Raw genomic sequence first — 21,462 nt, forward strand, 5'->3', positions numbered from 1 at the left:
CCCGGTGATGTGATCAGCCGGGGCTCGGTTACCGGTTCAGTTACCGACTCAATCGCGGGCTCAGTCTTGAGCTGAGCCCGTCGGCTGATCAGCCCTCGGCCGGTGCCGGTGCAGCAGCGGCAGCCGGTGCGACCACCTTGGCCGCCTTGGCCGGTGCCTTCTTGGCAGCAGCCTTGGTCGCGGTCTTGGCCGGGGTGGCCTTGGTCGCAGCAGCCTTCTTGGCTGGTGCAGCCGGTGCAGCCTTCACAGCCACCTTGGCAGCAGCCTTCTTCGGTGCAGCGGCCTTGGCAGCCGGCTTGGCGGCGGTCTTGGTCACGGCCTTGGCAGGAGCCGCAGCCTTGGCCGCCGGCTTCTTCTTCGCAGCAGCCTTCGGGGCGTTCAGGCCCAGGGCCGCTTCGATGGCCGACAGGCGAGCCGACAGGCTGGCCACATCAGCGGCGGTCGGCACGCCCAGCTTGCCCATGGCCTTGGCCGTGCGCGATTCAAAAATCGATTCCAGCTTGTCCCACGAGGCACCGGCCTTGTTGGTCACTTCGCCGGCCATGGCGCTGACCTTGCCGGTCACGTCGCCCAGGCGTTCTTCGGCCACGGCCTGGGTCTTGCGCTGCAGGCTCACGCCTTCCTTGACCAGCGCTTCAAACACCTTGCCGCCTTCTTCCTGGGCCTTGGCAAAGGCACCCATGCCGGCCAGCCAGATCTGCTGGGCGGACGCCTTCACGGCACCGGCGAGCTGGCTGTCCAGCAGGCCTGCGGGGGAAGCAGCTTTCTGCTCAGCCATCTTCTTCAGCTTCTTGACCATGGGTGATTCCTTCAATGTCGTGGCATCAACAATCGGTGCGTGGACCGCCATGCCACCATGCGGTCGTCCGTCTTGAATTGAGTGTAGGAGGACGCTCTGGAGCCAACATCCTAATTCCCTAGGGGCCGGCCCCTATCCCGGGTTAGCGCTCAGCCGGAGGCCTCGCGAGCTGTTCGAGAATCGATTGTCTGTTCTCACTTCACGTCACTCTTGGTTCTGGAGGATCGCATGCAGTATTTCGTGACCGGCGCGACCGGCTTCATCGGCAAACGACTGGTGCGTCAACTGCTGTCGCGTCGTGGCAGCACCGTGTATTTCCTGGTTCGGCCGGGCAGCGAAGACAAGGCAGCGGCCTTGCTGAAAGACTGGGGCGTGAGCCGCCAGCGCGCGATTGCCGTGACCGGTGACCTGACGCAGCGCAAGCTGGGCGTGGCCGCCGACGTGATCAAGGGCCTGAAGGGCCAGATCGACGCCGTCTATCACCTGGCCGCCGTCTACGACCTGGGCGCGGACGAAGAAGCGCAGGTGCATGTCAATGTGGAAGGCACCCGCAACGTCGTCGAGTTCGCCAAGGCGATCGACGCCGGCCACCTGCACCATGTGAGCTCGATCGCTGCGGCCGGGCTGTACGAGGGCGTGTTCCGCGAAGACATGTTCTCCGAGGCCGAGAACCTCGACCACCCGTACTTCATGACCAAGCACGAGTCCGAGAAGATCGTGCGCACTGAATCGAAGGTGCCGTGGACGGTGTATCGCCCGGCGATGGTGGTGGGCGACTCCACCACGGGCGAGATGGACAAGATCGACGGCCCGTATTACTTCTTCAAGCTGATCCAGCGCATGCGCCAGATCCTGCCGCCGTGGATGCCTGCGGTGGGCCTGGAAGGTGGCCGCATCAACATCGTGCCGGTCGACTTCGTGGTGGCGGCGCTCGACCACATCAGCCATTCGAAGCAGCCGCTGAAGGGCAAGTGCTTCCACCTGGTCGACCCGACCGGCTACCGCGTGGGCGACGTGCTCGACATCTTCAGCAAGGCGGCGCACGCCCCGAAGATGAACCTGTTCGTCAACGCCGCGCTGCTGGGCTTCATCCCGCGCAGCGTGACCAAGGGCCTGCTGGCGCTGGCACCGGTGCGTCGCGTGCGCAATGCGGTGATGAAGGACTTGGGCCTGCCCGAAGACATCCTCACCTTCATCAACTACCCGACGCGCTTTGACTGCCGCGAAACCCAGGCTGCGCTGAAGGGCTCGGGCATCGCCTGCCCGAACCTGCGCGACTACGCCTGGCGCCTGTGGGACTACTGGGAGCGTCATCTCGACCCGGCGTTGTTCATCGACCGCACGCTGAAGGGCACCGTGGGCGGCAAGGTGGTGCTGGTCACGGGCGGCTCATCCGGCATTGGCTTGGCCGCGGCGATGAAGTTCGCCGAGGCGGGCGCCATCACCGTGATCTGCGCGCGCGATGAAATCAAGCTGCAGGAAGCCGTGACGCTCATCCGCGAGCACGCTGGCAAGGACGCGCAGGTGCACAGCATTGCGGCCGACATTGCCAACGAAGAAAGCTGCGGGGCGATGCTTGCAACCATCGAGAGCCAGTTCGGCGGCGTGGATTTCCTGATCAACAACGCCGGCCGTTCGATCCGCCGCGCCATCGAGAGCAGCTACGAGCGCTTTCACGATTACGAACGCACGATGCAGCTGAACTACTTCGGCTGTCTGCGGGTGACGATGGGCCTGCTGCCCGGCATGGTGCGCAAGCGCCGCGGCCATGTGGTGAACATCAGCTCGATCGGTGTGCTGACCAACGCGCCGCGCTTCTCGGCCTACGTGGCCAGCAAGGCTGCGCTCGATGCCTGGACGCGCTGCGCTTCCAGCGAGTTTGCTGACCAGGGCGTGACCTTCACCACCATCAACATGCCGCTGGTGCGCACGCCGATGATCGCGCCCACGAAGATCTACAACAACGTGCCGACGCTGTCGCCGGAAGAGGCCGCAGACATGATCGCCCAGGCCTGCATCGACAAGCCGGTGCGCATCGCTACCCGCCTGGGCATCACCGGCCAGGTAATGCATGCGCTGGTGCCGCGCGTGGCGCAGATCATGATGAACACCAGCTTCCGCATGTTCCCTGACTCCGAGGCAGCCAAGGGCGACAAGCTGGATCGCCCCAAGTTGTCACCGGAAGCCGTGGCGTTCCAGCAGATGATGCGCGGCATTCACTTCTGAGCCTGCTGCAACTCCGCCCTGGCGTGTGGCAACACCCGCAGGGCGGCGTTCAGCCCCAGGCCGGCCATCAGCCCGGCCACGGCCAGATCAGGCCAGACCGTGCCGGTGCCGAACACGCCGACGGCAGCCAGCATCACAGCCACATTGCCGATCGCGTCGTTGCGGCTGCACAGCCACACGCTGCGCATGTTGGCGTCTCCGTCACGGTAGGCGTAGAGCATCAGCGCCACGCCCAGGTTGACGGCCAGCGCCAGGGCGCCGGTCAGGCCCATCGTCATGGGCTCAGGCGGCGCGCCGTTCATCACGGCCCACACCACCCGGGCCAGCACCAGCACGCCGAAGCTCGCCATCGCGGCGGCCTTCAGCAGCGCGGCGCGTGCGCGCCACACGGCGGCCCAGCCCAGCACCATCAAGGAGATGGCGTAGCTGGCTGCGTCCCCCGCGAAATCGAGGGCGTCGGCCCACAGGGCGACTGAGCCGCTGCGCACGCCCAGGCCCACTTCAAGCAGGAACATGCCGCCGTTCAAGGCCAGTGCCCACCACAGCACCTTGCGCAGGGCCGGGTTGCTGGCGAAGCTGGCGCCGTGGTCGTGGTCATGCCCGCCGTGGTCATGGCCGTGGCTGCAGGTGTGGCCAGCCGCCGGGGCGGGGTGATGGTGGGCGTGGTGATCGGCGTGATCAGCGTGTGGATCGGCGTGTGGATCGGCGTGGTGGTGAGGCATGGAATTTCCTTCTGAGGCATCATTGAAAACCATGAAGCCACTTGAAGGTCAAGCGCCTGACCACACCACCGTCGCGGCCCTGCGCATCGGCGAGCTGTCACGCCACACCGGCCTGAGCACGGCCAGCATCCGGTTTTATGAGCAGCAAGGCTTGCTGCCGCCGCCCGTGAGGCTGGCGAACAACTACCGTTTGTACGGGCCGGAGGCCCTGAGGCGCCTGCAGTTCATCGCCCAGTGCCGGGCGCTGGACATGAGCCTGGACGAGGTGCGCTCACTGCTGGCCCATGAGGCCGCACCGGGCGACCACGCTGCGCACAAGGTGATCGATGAGCACCTGGCGCATGTGCGCGAGCGGCTGGCGGCGCTGCAGTCGCTGGAAACCCGGCTGCTGGCCTTGCGGGCGAGCTGCTGCGCCGGCCCGACGGACGCCTGCGGCGTGGTGCAGGCGATTGGTGACATGGGGCTGGAGGCCGCGGCGACCCACCGGGGGGCGGTGCACCGCGGCGCCTGAGCGCCGGGGCGGTATCAGCGCTTGCGGATCTCGGTGACCACGTACTGGCCACCGACCTTGTCGGCCGTGAAGGTCACGGCGTCACCTTCCGCCAGGCCGTCGAGCAGCGTGGCGGGTTGGGCGCGGAACACCATGGTCATCGGCGGCATGTCGAGGTTCTTGATCTCGCCGTGCTTCAGCGTGACCTTGGCCTGCGCCTTGTCGATCTTGCGCACTTCGCCGTCTGCCGCGTGGGCCGACACGGCGGCTGCCAGCAGCGTCAACGCCACCAGCGCGCTGGTCAGCGGGGCGGTCAGCCAGCGGGTGTGCGGGGCAGAAGTGACAGAGGTGTGGCGCATTGAATTCTCCTTGGGTACTCCAACAACGGACAGCTTATCAAGGTGGACGACAAGCCCGCACACAAAGTTCCCGCTTCGCCCTCGGGCGAGCCCTGCTTGCTCTCTAAAATGCAGGCATCGACGCCGGGATCTCCGGCAGCTTCTTCCAACCTTTCACGCCAGCCCGGGCCCCACATCGCCATGAGCCAAGCCGACATCCAGCCTTCGCTTGACCACATCCAGCCTCGCGAGAAGGCCGAGATCCTTGCGCAGGCGCTGCCCTACATCCGCAAGTACCACGGCAAGACGCTGGTCATCAAGTACGGCGGCAACGCCATGACCGACCCGGCCCTGCAGCAGGACTTCGCCGAAGACATCGTGCTGCTGAAGCTGGTGGGCATGAACCCGGTGGTGGTGCACGGTGGCGGCCCGCAGATCGATGAAGCCCTGAACCGCCTGGGCAAGAAGGGCACCTTCATCCAGGGCATGCGCGTCACCGACGAAGAAACCATGGAAGTGGTGGAGTGGGTGCTGGGCGGCGAGGTCCAGCAGGACATCGTCGGCCTGATCAACGCTGCCGGCGGCAAGGCCGTGGGCCTGACCGGCCGCGACGGCGGCATGATCCGCGCCCGCAAGCTCAAGATGGTCGACAAGGACGACCCGTCGAAGGAACACGACGTGGGCCAGGTCGGCGAGATCGAATCGATCGATCCGAGCGTGGTGAAGGCGCTGCAGGACGACGCCTTCATCCCCGTCATCAGCCCGATCGGCTTCGGCGAGAACAACGAGAGCTACAACATCAACGCCGACGTGGTGGCGGCCAAGCTGGCCACCATCCTGAAGGCCGAGAAGCTGCTGATGCTGACCAACATCAGCGGTGTGCTCGACAAGCAAGGCGAGCTGCTGACTGACCTGACCGCCCGCCGCATCGACGAGCTGTTTGCCGATGGCACCATCAGCGGCGGCATGCTGCCGAAGATCGCCGGCGCGCTGGATGCCGCCAAGAGCGGCGTGAATGCCGTGCACATCATCGACGGCCGCGTGCCGCACGCGCTGCTGCTGGAAATCCTGACCGAGCAGGCCTTCGGCACGATGATCCGTTCGCACTGAGCGCGGGTGGGCCGGCATGACCGAGCGTGGGCGTCTGGCCCGAGACCCAGGCACCGTGTGGCTGTTTGACCTCGACAACACGCTGCACAACGCATCGGTCTCGGCGTTCAAGCACCTCGACCGCTCGATGAACAGCTACATCGAGCGCCAGGTGGGCGTGAGCGCCGAGCAGGCCAACCACCTGCGGGCGCATTACTGGCACCGCTACGGCGCCACGCTGCTGGGCCTGATCCGCCACCACGGCGTGAAGGTCGACCACTTCCTGCACCACACGCATGTGTTGCCGACGCTGGAACAAGACGTCGTCACCCATGCCCATGATGTGGCGGCCGTGCGTCGCCTGGCCGGGCGCAAGTACATCCTCACCAATGCACCGCTCGCTTACACCGAGCGGGTGCTGGGCGCTCTGAAGATGCGCGGCCTGTTCGACGGCATCATCAGCATCGAGCAGATGACCATGTTCGGCGAGCTCAGGCCCAAGCCGGACGCGCGCATGTTCCGCACGCTGGCGGTGAAGCTGGGCGTGCCTCCCGGCCGCTGCGTGCTGGTGGAAGACACCCTGGCGCACCAGAAGGCCGCACGCAGCGTTGGCATGCGTTGCGTGTGGATGCAGCGCTGGGTGAAGCTTGGCAGCCACGGCCCCGAGCTCGGTGTTTATCTCCACCGGAAGCCGGCATATGTGTGTGCCAGAATCAACTCGCTCAACCAGTTGCACCGCGCCCTGTGATGTCAGATTTGCCTGAAGTGCCCATGCCGGACGAAGCGCTACCGCTCGCCGGGACATCCAGCGATGTCGATGCCGCTGCCCCGGACACCGCCACCGCGGTGGCTGCTGCCGCGCCGCCTGCGCGCAAGCGCCCGCGCCCCGGTGAGCGCCGTGTGCAGATCCTGCAGACGCTGGCGGAAATGCTCCAGCAGCCTGGCGCTGACCGCATCACCACCGCGGCCCTGGCGGCCAAGCTGGAGGTGAGCGAAGCCGCGCTGTACCGGCATTTCGCCAGCAAGGCGCAGATGTTCGAGGGTTTGATCGAGTTCATCGAATCCACCGTCTTCAGCCTGATCAACCAGATCGCCGAGCGTGAAACCAGCGGCGCCGTCCAGGCCCAGCGCATCACCCAGATGCTGCTGCAGTTTGGCGAGAAGAACCCCGGCATGGCCCGGGTGATGGTGGGCGATGCGCTGGTCTTCGAGAACGACCGCCTCAGCGTGCGCATGAACCAGTTCTTCGACCGCATCGAGTCGCAGCTGCGCCAGAGCCTCAAGGCCAGCGCAGATGCGGCTGGCTCGGCCACGCCCACCGTCACGGCCAACGGCCAGGCCTCCGCGCTGACAGCCTTCATCATCGGCCGCCTGCAGCGCTTCGCGCGCTCGGGCTTCCGCCGCAGCCCCACCGAGCAGCTCGACGTGGCGCTGGCGCTGCTGACCTGAATCGGCAAGCTCAGCCGGCCGCGTGCCGGCCTGTGCAGGCAGTACGCCTTGACTACACTGGCGGCATGACTGTGAACCCTGCCTTGGAAGCGCTGCTGGCGCGCGCGGAGCGTGTGCTGGCCCGGCTTGAATCCACCTTGCCTCGTCCGCTGGAAGCGCCTGATTGGGGCGCCTCCGTGGCCTTCCGTTATCGCCGCCGTGCTCATGCGGCCTTGCTCGATCCGGTGCGCCACGTTGGTGGCATCCGGCTGTCTGATCTGCAGGAGATCGACGGCCAGCGTGATCGTCTGGTTCGCAACATGGCGCAGTTCGTGGCGGGCGCACCTGCCAACAACGTGCTGCTGACCGGTGCGCGTGGCACGGGCAAGAGCTCGCTCATCAAGGCCTGCCTGAACGAATACGCTGACCGCGGCCTGCGCCTCATCGAGGTGGACAAGTCCGACATGGTTGATCTGCCGGACATCGTCGATTTGGTGGGTGAGCGCGCCGAGCGCTTCATCATCTTCTGTGACGACCTGAGCTTTGAAGACGGCGAGCCCGGCTACAAGGCGCTGAAGTCGATCCTCGACGGGTCGGTGTCTGCCGCCAGCGACAACGTGCTGATCTGCGCGACCAGCAACCGCCGGCACCTGTTGCCTGAGTACATGAAGGACAACCTCAGCTACACCCACACCGAGGACGGCGAGGTGCATCCGGGCGAGGTCATCGAGGAAAAGATCTCCCTGTCCGAGCGCTTCGGTCTGTGGATCAGCTTCTACCCGTTCAGCCAGGACGAGTACCTGGCCATCGTGGCGCAGTGGCTGCGGCAGGCGGGTTTTGACGCTGCGGCCATCGAGGCCGTGCGGGGTGAGGCACTGGTGTTTGCGCTGGAGCGCGGCTCGCGCTCGGGCCGGGTGGCGTGGCAGTTTGCGCGCGACATGGCCGGCCGCCGCTTGGTGGCAGGTGCAGGTGATGTGATCGGCGGTGCCGCATGAGCGCCGATCCGCACGCACCGACCAACCGGGTGCCGGTGGATGTGGCCGTGGGCGTGCTGGTGCGCCGTGATGCCGAGGGCCACGAGGCTGACTTCCTGTTGACCTCCCGCCCTGAAGGCAAGGTGTACGCCGGCTACTGGGAGTTTCCGGGCGGCAAGCTGGAGGCGGGCGAAACGGTGGAGCAGGCCCTGCGCCGCGAGTTGCAGGAAGAGCTCGGCATCACCATCGGTGGCAGCCAGCCCTGGCAAGAGCTGGTGATGGAGTACCCGCACGCCAAGGTGCGGCTGCATTTCCACAAGGTGTTCGAGTGGACCGGCGAGTTCGAGATGCGCGAGCAGCAGAGCATGGCCTGGGAGCGCCTTCCGGTGTCGTCCATGCCCGTTCTGCCCGGCACCATCCCCGTGCTGCAGTGGCTGGCGGCCGAGCGTGGTTTTGCGGAAGTTACGCACCGCGGCTGAGTGGCCGCAGCGCCCCGTTCGTTACACTGCGGCCATGAGTTGGCTGGATCACATCAGGTGGGACAAGGACGGCCTCGTGCCCGTCATTGCGCAGGAAGCAGGCAGCGGCGACGTGCTGATGTTTGCGTGGATGAACCGCGAGGCGCTGGCACGCACGGCCGAGCTCAAGCAGGCGGTGTATTTCAGCCGCTCGCGCCAGCGGCTTTGGCACAAGGGCGAAGAGTCGGGGCACTTCCAGCAGGTGCACGAAATTCGCCTCGATTGCGACCAGGACGTGGTGCTGCTGAAGATCACCCAGCACGGCCACGAGCCCGGCATTGCCTGCCACACCGGTCGCCACAGCTGCTTCTTTGAGCGCCTGGATGGCGAGCAGTGGCAGGCCGTGGACCCGGTGCTCAAAGACCCCGAACACATCTACAAGTGAACCCGATGAGCTCGAACGACACCCTGCAGCGGCTGGCCGACGTGATTGCCTCACGCCGTGCGGGCGACCCCGACAAGAGTTACGTGGCGCGCCTGTTCCACAAGGGCACCGACGCCATCCTGAAGAAGATCGGCGAAGAGGCCACCGAGACGGTGATGGCCGCCAAGGACGGTGACCGCGAGAAGATCGTCTACGAAGTGGCGGACCTCTGGTTCCACTCGATGATCGCGCTGGCGCAGTTCGACCTGTCACCGGCCGATGTGCTGCGTGAGCTCGAGCGCCGCGAAGGCCTGTCGGGCCTGGAAGAATTCGCTGCCCGCAAGGCGCAGGCCCGTGATCAACAGGAGGCTCCATGAACGACCCCGTGAACGCCACTGACGTGCAGCTCGCCGTCAAGTCGGCGCAGCTGAAGCAGCTGACGATGATCATCTACATCCTCTACGCCCTGAGCGCCTTCATCGGCATCACCGGGCTGGCGGCGATCATCATCAACTACATCAAGCGCGAAGACGCAGCGGGCACGCTGTACGAGAGCCACTTCACCTGGCAGATCCGCACCTTCTGGTGGTCGCTGCTGTGGGCCGTGATCGGCTTCGTCACGCTGATCATCGGCGTGGGCGTGGTCATCCTGGTGATCGATTCGATCTGGGTGATCTACCGCATCGTCAAGGGCATCCTGAACTGCAACGACGGCAAGCCCATGCCGGTGCCGGCCTGACGTAACGACCGAGTGAGCGACATGAGTCACGATCCGAACTGCATCTTCTGCAAGATCATCGCCGGCCAGATTCCTTCGAAGAAGGTCTTCGAGGATGACGATGTGCTGGCATTCCACGACATCAATCCGTGGGCCCCGGTGCACATCTTGCTGGTGCCGAAGCGCCACATCGCCTCGATGGTCGATGTGACGCCGGAAGACCAGGCCGTGCTGGGCAAGATGATGGTGCTGGCGCCGCGCCTGATGGCCGAGCTGGGTGTGACGGGCGGCTTCCGCCAGGTCATCAACACCGGCCCGGACGGCGGGCAGGAGGTCTATCACGTGCACATGCATGTGATGGGCGGCCCCCGCCCGTGGCTGAAGGGCTGACAAGCTTCTGTCCGACTGTCGCAGCAGGGTCATGGACCTGCCCGTAGAATCAGAGCAACTGTTTACTGGAGAAACGTCATGGGATCGTTCAGCATTTGGCATTGGCTGATCGTGCTGTTGGTGGTGGTGCTGGTTTTTGGCACCAAGAAGCTGAAGAACGTCGGCTCTGACCTCGGCTCGGCAGTCAAGGGCTTCAAGGACGGCATGAAGGGCGGCGCCGAGTCTGCCGACGTGCCGCCGCAGCAGGTCACGACCAGCAAGGTTGACGCCAACACCGTCGACGTCGAGGCGAAGACCAAGTCCTGATCCGCGCTGGCCGGCAAACCTGCCCGGCCGTTCGGAGCCTTTGACACAGCCGCCCGCTTGCGTGGCGGCTTCTCATTTTCGACATGATTGATTTCGGTTTCGACAAGCTCGCCTTGATCGGAGCGGTGGCGTTGATCGTCATCGGCCCCGAGAAGCTGCCGCGCGTGGCCCGCACCGTGGGCCACTTCGTGGGCAAGGCGCAGCGCTACGTGTCCGATGTGAAGGCCGAGGTCAATCGCTCGATCGAACTGGAGGAGCTTCAGAAGATGAAGTCCCAGTTCGAGAGCGCGGCCCGCGACGTTGAACAGACGGTGCACCGGGAAGTCAATTCGGCGTCGTCAAGCGTGGCGTCGGCATGGTCTGAAGCGGGCTCGGCGCTGGAAGGCGCAGGTGCTGACAGCTCTGCCTGGACACCCGCGCCGCCGGCCTACGAGCCTCCGCGCAAGAATTTCCGCGTCAAGCGGGCGGCCGTGCCGCGCTGGTTCAAGCAGCGCGCCGGCGTTCGCACGCATGTGCAGTCAGGTGCTGCGCGGGTGGCACGCTTTCGTCCGCCCCGCCATGGGAACCAGGGATGAGCCAAGAAGAAAAGCCGGATGAACTGGCGGGTACGGAAGCGCCCTTTGTTTCCCATCTGATCGAGTTGCGTGATCGCCTGGTGCGTGTGGTGATTGCCCTGGCGGTGGTCTTCATCGGCCTGTCGATCTACCCGACGCCGGCGGGCCTGTATGACCTGCTCGCGCAGCCCATGGTGGCCACTTTGCCGTCCGGGGCGACGATGATCGCGACCAACGTGATCTCGCCGTTCATGGTGCCGCTGAAGATCACCCTGCTGGCTGCCTTCCTGCTGGCGCTGCCCTACGTGCTTTACCAGGTCTGGGCCTTCGTGGCACCGGGCCTGTATGCCCACGAGAAGCGCCTGGTGCTGCCGCTGGTGGTGTCGAGCACGGTGCTGTTCCTGATCGGCGTGGCGTTCTGCTACTTCTTCGTGTTCGGCAAGGTGTTTGCCTTCATCCAGGGTTTTGCCCCGAAGAGCATCACGGCTGCGCCTGACATCGAGGCCTACCTGGGCTTCGCGATGAGCATGTTCATCGCCTTCGGTGCCGCCTTCGAGGTGCCGGTGGTGGTGGTCGTGCTGGTGCGCATGGGCATCGTCACGCTCGAAAAGCTGCGTGAATTCCGCGGCTACTTCGTGGTGCTGGCCTTCATCATCGCCGCCGTGCTGACGCCGCCTGATGTGGTGTCGCAGCTGGCGCTGGCGATTCCGATGGTGCTGCTCTACGAGCTGGGCATCTTCTGCGCCAAGTACTTCGTCCGGTACACCAAGGCTCCGGACAGCGAAGACTGACTTCAGTCCTCCCGGCCTATCGCCTGGGGGTGATGGCCGGGAGTGATGACCGGGGTCGGCAACTGAGCGCCGCTCCGTCTGCTTCGTTTACTCGTCAGTCGACGGGCGCTGCGCGGTCTTGGGTCGCAAGCCGACCTTCACCGGCACATCGATCGTCTTGTCGCCCCGCTGAACCGTGATCACGGCTTCGGCTTGCGGCTTCAGCGCCGCCACCGAGTTCATCAGCTGCGACGTGTTGTGCACCGCCTTGCCGGCGATCTTCAGCACCACGTCACCGGGCTTGATGCCCGCCTGGCTGGCCGGGCCGTCTTGCAGCACGCCGGTGATCAGCACGCCTTCGTTCACCGGCAGCTTGAAGTTCTGCGCCAGTTCCGCGTCGAGGTCGCGCGGCTGCACGCCGATCCAGCCGCGGGTGACCTGGCCGTCCTTCACGAGGCTGTCCATCACCTGCCGGGCCACATCGATCGGGATGGCAAAGCCGATGCCCATGCTGCCGCCCGAGCGCGAATAGATGGCCGTGTTGATGCCGATCAGGTTGCCGTTCACGTCCACCAGCGCGCCGCCCGAGTTGCCGGGGTTGATGGCCGCATCGGTCTGGATGAAGTTCTCGAAGGTTGAGAGGCCCAGGCCATTGCGGCCGAGCGCACTGACGATGCCGGAGGTCACGGTCTGGCCCACGTTGAACGGGTTGCCGATGGCCAGCACCGCATCGCCCACCTGCAGGCGTTCGATGTCACCCAGCGTGACGGCCGGCAGGCGCGGCAGGTCGATCTTCAGCACGGCCACGTCGGTGTCGGGGTCGGTGCCCACCAGTTTGGCGTCGGCCTCGCGGCCATCGGCCAGTTGCACGCGGATTTCATCGGCGCCTGCAATGACGTGGTTGTTGGTCAGCAGGTAGCCTTCCGTCGACACGATCACGCCCGAGCCCAGACCGACTTGCGGCTCGGCGTTCTGCGGCGCGGCGCGCTGACCGAAGAAGTGGCGCAGCCAGGGGTCGAGGTTCTGCGTGTTGGCTTCGGTGCGCGGTGCCTTGCTGGCGATCACGCTGACGATGGCCGGGGCAGCCAGCCGGGCCGCTGCCGTGAAAGGTTGGGCGGGCACGGCCGCGTCGTGCGTGGCGACGGTGACGGGCACCAGACCCGCCAGCGGTGACCCGCTTGACGACCCATTCAGCCACAAGGGCTTGAAGGTGCCGACCACGAAGAGGACTGCCACCACCACGGTGACGGTCTGGGAGAATACGAGCCAGATTCTGCGCATGACACAACGAGGAGGTTGACCGGATGACTGCACGAGCCCCCATCGAGGCCTACCTCAATCAATTGCTGGCAGCCGACCGTTTCAAGGATTATGGGCCGAACGGTTTGCAAGTGGAGGGCAAGGCCGAGATTTGCAAGGTGGTCAGCGGTGTCACCGCGAGCCTGGCTCTCATCGACGCGGCCATTGAGGCCCGGGCAGATGCCATCCTCGTTCACCACGGCCTGTTCTGGCGCGGCCAGGACGGCCGGCTGACAGGCTGGTTGAAGGCGCGTGTGGAAAAGTTGATGGCGCACGGCATCAACCTGTTTGCCTACCACCTGCCGCTGGATGCCCATGCAGAGCTCGGCAACAACGCCCAACTCGCCCGGGTGCTCGGCTGGAGTGCCACCGGCCGCTTCGGCGAACAAGATCTGGGCTTTCTCGGCGAACTGCCGCAGGCGATGACCTCGGATGCGCTCGCCGCCTTGGTGTCTGAGCGACTGCAGCGCGTGCCTGTGGTGCTGCCTGGCGATGGCCGACCGCTGCGGCGCGCCGCCTGGTGCACCGGTGGTGCCCAAGGCTACTTCGAGGGCGCAATCGCCGCTGGCGTGGATGTCTTCCTGACCGGTGAAATTTCAGAGCCGCAGGCGCACCTGTCCCGTGAAACCGGGGTGGCGTTCCTGGCTTGTGGCCATCATGCAACCGAGCGTTATGGCGCTCCGGCGGTGGGCGCGCATCTGGCCAGCCACTTTGGCCTGGAGCATCAGTTCATCGAGATCGGCAACCCGGCATGAGTGCACCGTCTGTATTGCCGCTGCTGCTGACCATGGGCGACCCCTGCGGCATCGGGCCCGAAATCATTCTGAAGGCCTGGGCGGCGGGTGAGTGTGATGACGCGGTGGTTGTGGGTGATCCGGGAGTGATCCAGCGTGCCGCGGCGGTGCTGGGCTTGAGCGTTGACATGGATGTGCTGGCCCAATGGCCGGCAGCGTGGCCATCGCCCTCACCGGTCGGGTCAGGGCGCAGCTTGCGGGTGCTGGCGCCAGCGGGCTTGCCGTCAGGTCTGGCAGCGCTGCCCTGGGGCCAGGTGCATGCCGATGCGGGTCGCGCAGCTGCTGTCTGCATCGACGTCGCGTCAGGGCTGACGCTGCAGGGCCGGGCGGCGGCCATGGTCACCGCCCCGATTCACAAGGAGGCCCTGGGTGCGGCGGGCGTGCCCTTCCCGGGTCACACCGAAATGCTGCAGGCGGCAGCCGCGGCCCATGTGGGGCGGCCACTGGCGGTCCGCATGATGCTGGCGAACGAGGAGTTGCGGGTGGTGCTGGTCACGATCCACCTCTCGCTGCGGCGCGCGATTGACGCGCTCGACACGCCCGGCATCCTCGAAACCCTGCGCATCACCCATGAGGCCGGGCTGCGCGCTGGTCTGCATGCACCCCGCATCGCCGTGGCTGGCTTGAACCCGCATGCAGGGGAGGGCGGCTTGTTCGGCGATGAGGAGATTCGCATCATCCAGCCGGCCATCGACGCTGCGCGCGCCGAGGGCATCAACGCCACCGGCCCGTTTGCGCCGGACACCGTGTTCATGCGGGCCCGGCACGCACCTGGTCATCCGGGCGAGTTCGACTTCGTGCTGGCCATGACGCACGACCACGGCCTGATCCCCGTGAAGTACCTGGGTGTGGAGCAGGGCGTGAACGTGACGCTCGGCCTGCCGCTGGTGCGTACCAGCCCGGATCACGGCACGGCGTTTGACATCGCCGGCACCGGCCGGGCCGACCCGGCCAGTTTGGTGGCCGCCATGAAAATGGCCCGCCGTCTGTCTGCACAAACGGCGGGCCAGGGGCTCGCCCGGGGCCCGACACCTTAGGCGTCGGCTTCAAGCGTCTCAGCGCTTGGCCAGGGCGTCGCGGATTTCGCGCAGCAACAGCACGTCTTCCGGCGTCGGGGCCGGTGCAGCCGGCTCGGCCGGGGCGGCAGCTTCCGACTTCTTCATGCGGTTGATCTGCTTGATCATCATGAAGATGATGAAAGCGAGGATGACGAAGTTCAGTGCCACCGTGATGAAGCTGCCATAGGCAAACACCGCGCCGGCCTTCTTGGCTTCCACCAGCGTGGTGGCCGTCTGGCCTGCCAGCGGGATGAAGTAGTTGCTGAAGTCGAGGCCGCCGAAGAGCACGCCGACGAAAGGCATGATCAGATCGGCCACCACCGAATCAACGATCTTGCCGAATGCACCGCCGATGATGACGCCAACCGCGAGGTCGACGACATTGCCCTTCATGGCGAATTCCTTGAATTCGGATCCAAAACTCATGTTCTCTACTCCTGCTTGATCTACTTGTGGCGCGGAAACGACCTCGAATAGCTCGCTCCCGCCGGTCGGCAGTATTGCGGCATAAGCCGCTCGGGCCAATACTTTTGTCGTGTTTAGCGAGCAAGCTTGCACACAGACGTGGGAACAGCGTTGCTTGTCCGCTAAAATGCGCGATTGGCCGAGAACCAAACTCTGCAGTTTTTGTCGTCTTCCCAGAGCTCCAAGAAGGACCCCCATGAGTGATAACGCGGTGGACCAAGGCAAGCGCACGTGGCTGATCGCCTCGAGTTGTGCTGGTGCCGTGGGTGGCGTGGCCGTAGCCGTGCCCTTTGTCAGCACTTTTGCGCCTTCGGAGCGCGCCAAGGCGGCCGGTGCGGCCGTCGAGGTTGATATCAGCGGTATCAAACCCGGTGAGAAGCTGACCGTTGAATGGCGCGGCAAGCCTGTCTGGGTCGTGCGTCGCACGCCCGAGCAGGTGGCAGCGCTCAAGACCCTGACGCCCAAGCTGGTTGACCCGGCTTCCGAGCGCACGGCTTACCCGATCCCTGAATACGCCAAGAATGCTGGCCGTTCGATCAAGGAAGAGTTCCTGATCGTCATCGGCGTGTGCACCCACCTGGGTTGCTCGCCGTCGGACAAGTTCGTGGCCGGCCCGCAGCCGTCGCTGCCGGACGACTGGCAAGGTGGCTTCCTGTGCCCTTGCCACGGTTCGATCTTCGACATGGCCGGCCGCGTGTTCAAGAACATGCCCGCGCCTGACAACCTGGAAGTCCCGCCCCACATGTTCCTCTCCGACAGCAAGGTGCTGATCGGTGAGGACAAGAAGGCCTGACCCCGGCGCCCAAGACAAGACGAAAGGCAATCATGGCTGAATTCAAAGTCGCGCCGGCTAACGCCACCGCAGGCGAGAAGCTGCTGACCTGGGTGGACAACCGTTTCCCCGCGTCGAAGCTGTACAAGGAGCACCTCTCCGAGTACTACGCGCCGAAGAACTTCAACTTCTTCTATTTCTTCGGTTCGCTGGCACTGCTGGTGCTGGTGATCCAGATCGTCACCGGCATCTTCCTGGTGATGCACTACAAGCCGGACGCCAACCTGGCGTTCGCCTCGGTGGAATACATCATGCGTGATGTGCCCTGGGGCTGGCTGATCCGCTACATGCACTCGACTGGCGCCTCGGCGTTCTTCGTGGTCGTGTACATGCACATGTTCCGTGGCCTGATCTACGGCTCGTACCGCAAGCCGCGCGAGCTGGTCTGGATCTTCGGTTGCGCCATCTTCCTGGCGCTGATGGCCGAAGCCTTCATGGGCTACCTGCTGCCGTGGGGCCAGATGTCCTTCTGGGGCGCCCAGGTGATCGTGAATCTGTTCGCTGCCGTGCCGTTTGTCGGCCCGGACCTGGCGCTGCTGATCCGCGGTGACTACGTCGTCGGCGACGCCACCCTGAACCGCTTCTTCAGCTTCCACGTCATCGCCGTGCCGCTGGTGCTGCTGGGCCTGGTGGTTGCGCACATCATCGCGCTGCACGAAGTGGGTTCGAACAACCCGGACGGCGTCGAGATCAAGGGCCCGAACGCTCCGAAGGACGCGCAGGGTCACCCGCTGGACGGCATCCCGTTCCACCCGTACTACACGGTGCACGACATCCTGGGTGTCAGCGGCTTCCTGCTGGTGTTCTGCTCGATCATCTTCTTCGCGCCTGAGCTGGGTGGGTACTTCCTCGAGTACAACAACTTCATCCCGGCTGACCCGCTGAAGACGCCGCTGCACATCGCCCCGGTCTGGTATTTCACGCCGTTCTACTCGATGCTGCGTGCCACGACCGACGTGATGGTCAACGTGCTGTGCGTCATCCTCGGCCTGGCTGCGGTGGGTGCTTTGCTGAAGGGCCGCCTGAACCTGATCGCCAAGGGCCTGGTGGTGGGTGCTGCGCTCGTCGCCATCCTGCTGCTCAAGACCTTCGACGCGAAGTTCTGGGGCGTGGTGGTGATGGGTGGTGCCGTCATCATCCTGTTCTTCCTGCCTTGGCTCGACTACAGCCCGGTGAAGTCCATCCGCTACCGTCCGCAGTGGCACAAGGTGCTGTACGGCGTGTTCGTCGTGATCTTCGTGGTGCTGGGCTATCTGGGTATCCAGGCGCCTTCGACCATCGGCACGATCGTGTCGCAGGTCGGTACCCTGTTCTACTTCGGTTTCTTCCTGCTGATGCCGTGGTGGAGCCAGATCGGCACCTTCAAGCAAGTGCCGGATCGCGTGAACTTCCACCCGCACTGAACCCGACGGCAGGAGCACAACCATGATCAAGAAATTCATTGCTGGCCTCGCCGCAACGCTGTGCCTGGTTTCGGGTGCGATGGCCAACTCGGGTGGCGCTCCGTGGGACAAGTTCCCGACGGAGAAGATGACCGACGTCTCGTCACTGCAAAACGGTGCCAAGCTGTTCGTCAACTACTGCCTGAATTGCCACAGTGCGGCATACATGCGCTACAACCGCATGCGCGACATCGGTCTGACCGAAGAGCAGATCAAGCAGAACCTGATGTTCGCCACCGAAAAGGTCGGCGACACCATGAAGGTTTCGCTTGATCCGAAGGAAGCCAAGGCCTTCTTCGGTGGCGTGCCGCCTGACCTGACCGTCATCGCGCGCTCGCGCGCTGGCTCGCAGGGCACCGGCGCCGACTACCTCTACACCTACCTGCGTGGTTTCTACCGTGACGACACCCGTCCGACTGGCTGGAACAACACTGCTTTCCCTGGCGTCGGCATGCCGCACGTGCTGTGGGAACTGCAAGGTCAGCAGGCTGCCGTGTTCGAGGAAGTCAAGGACGCGCATGATCCGGCCAAGACCGAGCACCGCATGACGGGCATGACCGCCCTGACCAAGGGCACGATGACCACCCAGGAGTACAACAGCGCCATCGGCGATCTGGTGGCCTACCTGCAGTGGATGGGCGAGCCGGCCCAGCACCAGCGTTATCGTCTGGGTGTGGTCGTCATCCTGTTCCTGGGCGTGTTCATGGTCATCGCCTGGCGACTGAACGCGTCTTTCTGGAAAGACGTCAAGTGATCCCCGGCCCGGCTGCTGAGGCGGCTGGGCACCTCGCGCAGTGTGTGCCGTTCAGGCCCACTGCGTTTTTCTGTTTTGTGCGCGCCTCGCGTGCGCCTGTGAACTGCTTCTGAAGGGAGCTTCCCACCATGATGGTGCTTTACTCCGGAACGACCTGCCCCTATTCGCACCGTTGCCGTTTTGTCCTGTTCGAAAAGGGCATGGACTTCGAGATCCGCGACGTCGACCTGTTCGCCAAGCCCGAAGACATCGCGCTGATGAACCCGTACAACGAGGTTCCTATCCTCGTTGAACGCGACCTGATCCTGTACGAGTCGCACATCATCAATGAGTACATTGATGAGCGTTTCCCGCACCCGCAGTTGATGCCCGGAGACCCGGTCGCTCGTGCACGCGTCCGCCTGTTCCTGTTCAACTTCGAGAAGGAACTGTTCGCCAACGTGAACATTCTCGAAAGCCGCGGCATCAAGGGCAACGACAAGCAACTGGAAAAGGCCCGTGCGCAGATCCGTGATCGCCTGACCCAGCTGGCCCCGATCTTCCTGAAGAACAAGTACATGCTGGGCGACGATTTCTCGATGCTCGACGTGGCCATCGCGCCGCTGCTGTGGCGTCTGGATTACTACGGCATCGACCTGTCGAAGAACGCCGCTCCGCTGCTGAAGTACGCTGAGCGCATCTTCTCGCGCCCGGCCTACATCGAAGCACTGACGCCTTCCGAGAAGGTGATGCGCAAGTAAGCGCAACGGGCCGCCATGAACTCGATCACGCCTCCTGCAGATGCGCAGGGAACCTCCACCCGGCCGTACCTGATCCGTGCGTTGCACGACTGGTGCACCGACAACGGCTTCACCCCTTACCTCGCGGTGGCGGTGGGCCGTGGTGTGCAGGTGCCGATGGAGTATGTGAAGAACAACGAGATCGTGCTGAACGTGGGCTTCGAAGCCACGAGCGGCATGAAGCTCGGCAATGAGTTCATCGAGTTCAAGGCCCGTTTTGGTGGCGTTCCCCGCGAAATCGTGGTGCCCGTCGACCATGTGGTTGCCATCTACGCCCGTGAAAACGGGCAGGGCATGGCCTTCCCCATGCCGGCGCCTGACGCCGCAGCCGGCGACGCGCCGGAAGCGGTCGAGGTGATCGACGAGGTCGCCGCCGACTTGAACGCAGCCCGGCCGGTGCCTGGCCCTGGCTTGCGACTGGCCTCTGATGCCGGCGAGTCTTCAGCTGCTGATGTGCCGGCTCCGGTCGATGGCGGTGACGACACCCCGCCGCCAGCCAGCCCGCGCCCCGCGCTCAAGCGCGTCAAGTAAGCTCGCTGCGGCCCATTCAGCTTGCCTGCTGCCCCTTCCGGGGCCGGCGCGTCAGGAAGACAGCGCTACAGGCTCTAGAATGACTTTTTTCACGTGCCGGCTTAGCTCAGTTGGTAGAGCAACCGCCTTGTAAGCGGTAGGTCATCCGTTCGATTCGGATAGCCGGCACCACCGCCGTCCGCGCGCTCGATCAGGCCTGGGTGGCTTGAACCTTGACCCGCACCGGCAATGCAGGCCAGCCTTGGTCCAACAGGACCTGCTCGATCAAGGGCAGGCTCTGCCGCAACTTGGCACCGACTGCACCGTTGGGCACCAGCAGGTTCCAGCCTTCCTCGTCGATGGAGCCAGGGCGTACATGCCGCCGCATGGCCGGTGACAGCACGGGCTGAACCGCCGCAAACCGTTCCTGCGATTCGCGCAGTCGTGCCAGCAACTGGCCCAGCATCGCGTTCGCACCGAGGGCTTCGGTGATGGGGCGCGTGTATGGCTGCTGGCGGGCGGGCTTGGACATGCAGGGAGTGTAGCGATGCAGATCATGATCACCCACAGCGGACTGTCGAAGACACGCACGCTGACTTTCAGTCGCCCGCAGCTGGCCATGCTCGCGGCGACGGTGGTTGCCACCTTGCTGCTCCTTTCGGGCACGGTGTACCACTTTGTCTTTCTCAAGGCGGCTCAGGAAGGGTGGCCGGTTGTCAGCCAGCTGGTCAAGCTGGTCGTGCGCGATGAATTCGCGCAGCGCGACCGGTTCATGCGCGACAACCTCGACGCCATGGCCAACAAGGTGGGCGATCTCCAGGCCCGCATGATCAAGCTGGAAGTGATGGGCGAACGCCTGTCGGGCCTGGCGGGCGTGAAGGCCGATGACCTCAAGGCTCTTCAGCCGGCCGGTGACGCTGCCGCCACGGGGGCAGGCGGCAAGGGCGGCCCGTTCATCCCGCTGGACCACCCCACCACCGAATTGCTGAACCAGGCGCTGCAGGTGCTGGAGCAACAAGCCGACCTGCGCGGCGACGTTTTCACCCTGGCCGAATCGCGCCTGTTCGAGAGCCGGCTCACGGCGCTGATGGTGCCCAACACCCGTCCGGTGAATGCGCCTCTGGGCTCGGGCTTCGGTTTCCGGGCTGACCCCTTCACTGGCCGGCCAGCGCTGCATACCGGCATGGATTTCGCGGCCGATGTCGGGGCCACCATCGTGTCGGCGGCCGGTGGCGTGGTGTCCTCGATTGAAATGCATCCGCAATACGGGCAGCTGCTGGAAATCGACCACGGCAACGGCCTCGTCACCCGGTACGCGCACACCTCGCGCATCCTGGTGAAGACGGGGGATCTGATCAAGCGCGGCCAGGAAGTGGCCCTGGTCGGCAGCACGGGACGGTCCACCGGGCCGCACCTGCACTTCGAGGTGTTGCTGGATGGAGTGCCGCAAAACCCGGCGCGGTTCCTGGCGAACGGCGGGCAGCCCGCTCCGGCCACCGGGCCGGTGGCTGCCAATGCGCCCGTGGTGACCAGCGGGCCAGCTCGTGTCAACCCGGTCGTGTCAGCTCCGCCGGCAGCCCCGAACGTCAGTCGGCCAGTGCCAGCGCCCGCCGGCGAGCCGTCCGCCGGCACGCTCGCTCGCTGATCTGCACGCACGGCCCGCGTCGTACGCGGGCATTCCCCCGGTAGGCCCGGGCCGTCATCGCTCGGTCATGGGTGTGCCGGATGCTAAACTTTGACGCTTTGCGACGCATAGGGCGCTTGCAGGACAGGCGGCCGTCCCCATATCGGGTAGACGGCGTTCGCCAAGCCCGGCAAACGTCTGCGCCTGACCGCTGGCACG

28 protein-coding genes and 1 tRNA gene are annotated in these 21,462 nt (G+C 65.0%); 23 read left to right on the plus strand and 6 right to left on the minus strand.

The window, feature by feature from the left end; translation table 11 throughout:
• Positions 1-88: 88 nt before the first annotated feature.
• Complete coding sequence (locus tag AACH00_RS18150) at positions 89-799, minus strand: phasin family protein (RefSeq protein WP_341400594.1); 711 nt, start codon at positions 797-799, stop codon at positions 89-91.
• A gap of 228 nt (positions 800-1,027) precedes the next feature.
• Here AACH00_RS18150 and AACH00_RS18155 point away from each other — a divergent pair, with 228 nt between their 5' ends.
• Complete coding sequence (locus AACH00_RS18155; RefSeq protein WP_341400595.1) at positions 1,028-3,025, plus strand: SDR family oxidoreductase; 1,998 nt, start codon at positions 1,028-1,030, stop codon at positions 3,023-3,025.
• Here the strand turns inward: AACH00_RS18155 and AACH00_RS18160 are convergent.
• Positions 3,016-3,747 (minus strand): cation efflux transmembrane domain-containing protein, encoded by a 732-nt coding sequence (locus tag AACH00_RS18160; protein ID WP_341400596.1) that lies wholly within the window; start codon positions 3,745-3,747, stop codon positions 3,016-3,018. The genes AACH00_RS18155 and AACH00_RS18160 overlap by 10 nt on opposite strands.
• A gap of 31 nt (positions 3,748-3,778) precedes the next feature.
• Between AACH00_RS18160 and AACH00_RS18165 the strand changes: the two genes are divergently transcribed.
• A complete protein-coding gene (locus AACH00_RS18165; protein WP_341400597.1) occupies positions 3,779-4,258 on the plus strand; it encodes a MerR family transcriptional regulator in 480 nt (159 codons plus the stop codon).
• 14 nt (positions 4,259-4,272) lie between these two features.
• Here AACH00_RS18165 and AACH00_RS18170 read toward each other — a convergent pair whose 3' ends face one another.
• Positions 4,273-4,596 (minus strand): copper-binding protein, encoded by a 324-nt coding sequence (locus AACH00_RS18170; protein ID WP_341400598.1) that lies wholly within the window; start codon positions 4,594-4,596, stop codon positions 4,273-4,275.
• Between the two features lie 180 nt (positions 4,597-4,776).
• Between AACH00_RS18170 and argB the strand changes: the two genes are divergently transcribed.
• From argB to tatC, 12 genes are all read left to right on the plus strand, one after another.
• Positions 4,777-5,685, plus strand: a complete 909-nt coding sequence (argB, locus tag AACH00_RS18175) for an acetylglutamate kinase (protein ID WP_341400599.1) — start codon at positions 4,777-4,779, stop codon at positions 5,683-5,685.
• 16 nt (positions 5,686-5,701) lie between these two features.
• Complete coding sequence (locus AACH00_RS18180) at positions 5,702-6,412, plus strand: pyrimidine 5'-nucleotidase (RefSeq protein WP_341400600.1); 711 nt, start codon at positions 5,702-5,704, stop codon at positions 6,410-6,412.
• A 23-nt stretch (positions 6,413-6,435) separates the two neighbouring features.
• Positions 6,436-7,113, plus strand: a complete 678-nt coding sequence (gene slmA, locus AACH00_RS18185; RefSeq protein ID WP_423221962.1) for a nucleoid occlusion factor SlmA — start codon at positions 6,436-6,438, stop codon at positions 7,111-7,113.
• Positions 7,114-7,184: 71 nt separating this feature from the next.
• A complete protein-coding gene (locus tag AACH00_RS18190; protein ID WP_341400635.1) occupies positions 7,185-8,087 on the plus strand; it encodes an ATP-binding protein in 903 nt (300 codons plus the stop codon).
• Positions 8,084-8,545 carry an NUDIX domain-containing protein gene (locus tag AACH00_RS18195; RefSeq protein WP_341400602.1) on the plus strand — a complete coding sequence of 154 codons (462 nt, stop codon included), beginning with the start codon at positions 8,084-8,086 and terminating at the stop codon, positions 8,543-8,545. Before AACH00_RS18190 ends, AACH00_RS18195 begins: the two co-directional genes overlap by 4 nt.
• Positions 8,546-8,579: 34 nt before the next feature.
• Entirely contained in the window at positions 8,580-8,969 is a 390-nt protein-coding gene (gene hisI / locus AACH00_RS18200) for a phosphoribosyl-AMP cyclohydrolase (protein ID WP_341400603.1), read from the plus strand.
• Positions 8,970-8,974: 5 nt separating this feature from the next.
• Positions 8,975-9,325 carry a phosphoribosyl-ATP diphosphatase gene (locus AACH00_RS18205; protein ID WP_341400604.1) on the plus strand — a complete coding sequence of 117 codons (351 nt, stop codon included), beginning with the start codon at positions 8,975-8,977 and terminating at the stop codon, positions 9,323-9,325.
• Entirely contained in the window at positions 9,322-9,687 is a 366-nt protein-coding gene (locus AACH00_RS18210; protein WP_341400605.1) for a DUF4870 family protein, read from the plus strand. The genes AACH00_RS18205 and AACH00_RS18210 overlap by 4 nt, the downstream gene beginning before the upstream one ends.
• Before the next feature lie 21 nt (positions 9,688-9,708).
• Positions 9,709-10,056 (plus strand): histidine triad nucleotide-binding protein, encoded by a 348-nt coding sequence (locus AACH00_RS18215; RefSeq protein WP_341400606.1) that lies wholly within the window; start codon positions 9,709-9,711, stop codon positions 10,054-10,056.
• A gap of 78 nt (positions 10,057-10,134) precedes the next feature.
• The gene (gene tatA / locus AACH00_RS18220; protein ID WP_341400607.1) at positions 10,135-10,362 is read left to right on the plus strand and encodes a Sec-independent protein translocase subunit TatA; all 228 of its coding nucleotides are present in this window, start codon (positions 10,135-10,137) and stop codon (positions 10,360-10,362) included.
• An 83-nt stretch (positions 10,363-10,445) separates the two neighbouring features.
• Positions 10,446-10,937 (plus strand): Sec-independent protein translocase protein TatB, encoded by a 492-nt coding sequence (tatB, locus tag AACH00_RS18225; RefSeq protein WP_341400608.1) that lies wholly within the window; start codon positions 10,446-10,448, stop codon positions 10,935-10,937.
• Positions 10,934-11,707, plus strand: a complete 774-nt coding sequence (tatC, locus tag AACH00_RS18230; RefSeq protein ID WP_341400609.1) for a twin-arginine translocase subunit TatC — start codon at positions 10,934-10,936, stop codon at positions 11,705-11,707. The genes tatB and tatC overlap by 4 nt, the downstream gene beginning before the upstream one ends.
• Positions 11,708-11,794: 87 nt before the next feature.
• On the opposite strand, the gene AACH00_RS18235 is transcribed toward tatC, so the two are convergent.
• Entirely contained in the window at positions 11,795-12,967 is a 1,173-nt protein-coding gene (locus AACH00_RS18235) for a S1C family serine protease (protein ID WP_341400610.1), read from the minus strand.
• Positions 12,968-12,990: 23 nt separating this feature from the next.
• Between AACH00_RS18235 and AACH00_RS18240 the strand changes: the two genes are divergently transcribed.
• Positions 12,991-13,740: a Nif3-like dinuclear metal center hexameric protein gene (locus tag AACH00_RS18240; RefSeq protein ID WP_341400611.1), complete on the plus strand. Its 750-nt coding sequence runs from the start codon at positions 12,991-12,993 to the stop codon at positions 13,738-13,740.
• Positions 13,737-14,816 (plus strand): 4-hydroxythreonine-4-phosphate dehydrogenase PdxA, encoded by a 1,080-nt coding sequence (pdxA, locus tag AACH00_RS18245; RefSeq protein ID WP_341400612.1) that lies wholly within the window; start codon positions 13,737-13,739, stop codon positions 14,814-14,816. The genes AACH00_RS18240 and pdxA overlap by 4 nt, the downstream gene beginning before the upstream one ends.
• Before the next feature lie 18 nt (positions 14,817-14,834).
• On the opposite strand, the gene mscL is transcribed toward pdxA, so the two are convergent.
• Positions 14,835-15,263, minus strand: a complete 429-nt coding sequence (mscL, locus tag AACH00_RS18250; protein WP_341400613.1) for a large conductance mechanosensitive channel protein MscL — start codon at positions 15,261-15,263, stop codon at positions 14,835-14,837.
• Between the two features lie 235 nt (positions 15,264-15,498).
• On the opposite strand from mscL, the gene petA reads away from it, so the two are divergent.
• The 6 genes from petA to AACH00_RS18280 all read left to right on the plus strand — a co-directional run bounded on the left by petA (position 15,499) and on the right by AACH00_RS18280 (position 19,811).
• Positions 15,499-16,095, plus strand: coding sequence for a ubiquinol-cytochrome c reductase iron-sulfur subunit (gene petA / locus AACH00_RS18255; RefSeq protein ID WP_341400614.1), 597 nt, complete (start codon positions 15,499-15,501; stop codon positions 16,093-16,095).
• A gap of 32 nt (positions 16,096-16,127) precedes the next feature.
• Entirely contained in the window at positions 16,128-17,537 is a 1,410-nt protein-coding gene (locus AACH00_RS18260) for a cytochrome b (RefSeq protein ID WP_341400615.1), read from the plus strand.
• A gap of 25 nt (positions 17,538-17,562) precedes the next feature.
• Positions 17,563-18,330, plus strand: a complete 768-nt coding sequence (locus AACH00_RS18265) for a cytochrome c1 (protein WP_341400636.1) — start codon at positions 17,563-17,565, stop codon at positions 18,328-18,330.
• A gap of 128 nt (positions 18,331-18,458) precedes the next feature.
• Positions 18,459-19,070 (plus strand): glutathione S-transferase N-terminal domain-containing protein, encoded by a 612-nt coding sequence (locus AACH00_RS18270; protein WP_341400616.1) that lies wholly within the window; start codon positions 18,459-18,461, stop codon positions 19,068-19,070.
• 15 nt (positions 19,071-19,085) lie between these two features.
• Positions 19,086-19,640 (plus strand): ClpXP protease specificity-enhancing factor, encoded by a 555-nt coding sequence (locus AACH00_RS18275; RefSeq protein ID WP_341400617.1) that lies wholly within the window; start codon positions 19,086-19,088, stop codon positions 19,638-19,640.
• Between the two features lie 95 nt (positions 19,641-19,735).
• Positions 19,736-19,811: transfer RNA gene (locus tag AACH00_RS18280), tRNA-Thr, on the plus strand.
• Between the two features lie 19 nt (positions 19,812-19,830).
• Here the strand turns inward: AACH00_RS18280 and AACH00_RS18285 are convergent.
• A complete protein-coding gene (locus AACH00_RS18285; protein ID WP_341400618.1) occupies positions 19,831-20,151 on the minus strand; it encodes a hypothetical protein in 321 nt (106 codons plus the stop codon).
• A 15-nt stretch (positions 20,152-20,166) separates the two neighbouring features.
• On the opposite strand from AACH00_RS18285, the gene AACH00_RS18290 reads away from it, so the two are divergent.
• On the plus strand, positions 20,167-21,264 hold the full coding sequence (locus AACH00_RS18290; protein ID WP_341400619.1) for a M23 family metallopeptidase: 1,098 nt from the start codon (positions 20,167-20,169) through the stop codon (positions 21,262-21,264).
• The last annotated feature ends 198 nt before the right edge of the window (positions 21,265-21,462 follow it).

The organism is Ideonella margarita, assembly GCF_038066635.1.
In the GTDB taxonomy this organism is placed as follows: Bacteria; Pseudomonadota; Gammaproteobacteria; order Burkholderiales; family Burkholderiaceae_C; genus Ideonella; species Ideonella margarita.